Consider the following 2,407-nt stretch of genomic DNA (forward strand, 5'->3'; position numbering starts at 1 on the left):
ACCCGGCACTTGGCCTTCGATTCGGAACCTTTACTTCGTAAGCCAAGCGGGCGGATTTACTGCCAGTTCAGAATCACTTTGCCCGATTCACCCGAACCCATGGTGTCAAAACCAGTCTGGAACTCATCCACGGAAAACTGGTGGGTGATGATCGGGGAAAGGTCGAGACCGGACTGAATCAGGCTGGCCATTTTGTACCAGGTCTCAAACATCTCGCGGCCGTAAATACCTTTCAGAATCAGGCCCTTGAAGATCACCTGGCTCCAGTCGATCGCCATTTCACCCGGGGGAATCCCCAGCATCGCGATCTTGCCACCGTGGTTCATGGCGGAGAGCATATCCCGGAACGCTACGGCAACGCCGGACATTTCCAGGCCAACATCGAAGCCTTCAGTCATGCCGATATCTTGCATGACATCGGAGAGCTTTTCCTTGCTGACATTGACGGTGCGGGTCGCGCCCATTTTTTTCGCCAGGTCCAGCCGGTAATCGTTGATATCGGTAATCACCACATGGCGCGCACCGACATGGCGGGCAACCGCTGCAGCCATAATGCCGATCGGGCCAGCACCGGTGATCAGGACATCTTCACCCACCAGGTCAAATGAGAGTGCTGTGTGCACCGCGTTGCCAAACGGGTCGAAAATGGAGGCCAGTTCGTCAGAAATATTGTCCGGGATCTTGAACGCATTCAGTGCCGGAATCACCAGGTACTCCGCAAAAGCACCCTGGCGATCCACGCCCACGCCGTAGGTGTTACGACACAGATGACGGCGCCCGGCGCGACAGTTGCGGCAGTGGCCACAGGTAATGTGGCCTTCGCCGGAAACGCGGTCACCCACTTTGAAGCCGGCCACTTCCTGGCCCATACCGACCACTTCGCCCACATATTCGTGACCCACAACCATCGGCACCGGAATGGTCTTCTGCGACCACTCGTCCCAGTTGTAGATGTGCATGTCGGTACCGCAGATCGCGGTCTTGCGAATCTTGATTAACAGGTCGTTATGACCGGGTTCCGGAACCTCAACATCGGTCATCCAGATGCCGGGTTCAGACTTGAGTTTGGATAATGCTTTCATAAATACCGCTTAGATAATCTCGAGTTCTTTGCCGACTTCAATAAAGGCATCGATACAGCGATCCAGCTGTTCACGGGTGTGGGCGGCGGACATCTGGGTGCGAATGCGGGCCTGTCCCTTGGGTACCACCGGGTAGAAGAAACCGACCACGTAGATACCTTTTTCCAGCATCTTGTCGGCCATTTTCTGCGCGAGCGCGGCGTCACCGATCATGACCGGGATGATGGCGTGATCTGCACCGGCGAGGGTGAAGCCGGCTTCGGTCATACGCTTGCGGAAATACTGGGAATTTTCCTGCAGTTGATCGCGCAGCTCTCCACCTTCCACCAGCATGTCCAGCACCTTCAGGGAGGCAGTGACGATTGCCGGGGCGACGGAGTTGGAGAAGAGGTAAGGGCGCGAACGCTGGCGCAGCAGGTCGATGATTTCCTTGCGACCGGAGGTGAAGCCTCCGGAGGCGCCACCCAGGGCTTTGCCGAGGGTGCCGGTGATGATGTCTACGCGCTCGACGACATCACAGTATTCGTGGGTGCCGCGGCCGTGCTGGCCGAGGAAGCCGACTGCGTGAGAGTCGTCGACCATTACCAATGCGTTGTATTTGTCAGCCAGGTCGCAGATGCCCTTGAGGTTGGCGATGACGCCGTCCATGGAGAAGACGCCGTCGGTGGCGATCAATTTGGTTTTCGCGCCGGCCGCATCGGCGGCTTTCAGCTGCGCTTCGAGATCCGCCAGGTCGTTGTTGGCATAGCGGAAGCGCTTGGCTTTACACAGGCGCACGCCGTCGATGATGGAGGCGTGGTTGAGGGCGTCGGAGATGATGGCGTCGTCAGGGCCCAGCAGGGTTTCGAACAGGCCACCATTGGCGTCGAAGCACGAGGTGTAAAGGATGGTGTCTTCGGTCTGCAGGAATTCTGAAAGCTGGAATTCCAGTGCCTTGTGAATGTCCTGGGTGCCGCAGATAAAGCGCACGGAGGCCATGCCGAAGCCGTACTGGTCGAGGCCGTCTTTGGCGGCCTGGATCAGCTCTGGGTGGTTGGCGAGCCCGAGGTAGTTGTTGGCGCAGAAGTTGAGGACCTGGTCTTCGTTGTTGACCTGGATCTCCGCACTCTGCTGGGAGGTGATGATGCGCTCGCGCTTGTAGAGACCGTCGGCCTCAATCTGCTTCAGTTCATCGCGCAGGTGCTGGAAAAATTTCTCGGGCTTGGACATGGCGTTGTTATTGGCTCCTGTAGTGCTTTTGGCAAAAGGGCTATGTTCTGGGGAGGTCTTCCCAATTAACGACTGTTATGGCGGTGACGCTGGCGGGTACAGCTTTGTGAGACACG

2 protein-coding genes are annotated in these 2,407 nt (G+C 57.5%); both read right to left on the minus strand.

Annotated elements, in window-relative coordinates; genetic code table 11:
- Window positions 1-56: 56 nt before the first annotated feature.
- Window positions 57-1,082 (minus strand): L-threonine 3-dehydrogenase, encoded by a 1,026-nt coding sequence (gene tdh, locus B4U49_RS00735; RefSeq protein WP_078082693.1) that lies wholly within the window; start codon window positions 1,080-1,082, stop codon window positions 57-59.
- A gap of 9 nt (window positions 1,083-1,091) precedes the next feature.
- On the minus strand, window positions 1,092-2,291 hold the full coding sequence (locus B4U49_RS00740) for a glycine C-acetyltransferase (RefSeq protein WP_078082694.1): 1,200 nt from the start codon (window positions 2,289-2,291) through the stop codon (window positions 1,092-1,094).
- Window positions 2,292-2,407: the final 116 nt, after the last annotated feature.

The organism is Microbulbifer mangrovi (assembly GCF_002009015.1).
In the GTDB taxonomy this organism is placed as follows: Bacteria; Pseudomonadota; Gammaproteobacteria; order Pseudomonadales; family Cellvibrionaceae; genus Microbulbifer; species Microbulbifer mangrovi.

Bases quoted from the DNA above. Each gene is read 5' to 3' on its own strand.
- tdh (WP_078082693.1), bottom strand. From the start codon at position 1,082: ATGAAAGCATTATCCAAACTCAAGTCTGAACCCGGCATCTGGATGACC.
- B4U49_RS00740 (WP_078082694.1), bottom strand. From the start codon at position 2,291: ATGTCCAAGCCCGAGAAATTTTTCCAGCACCTGCGCGATGAACTGAAG.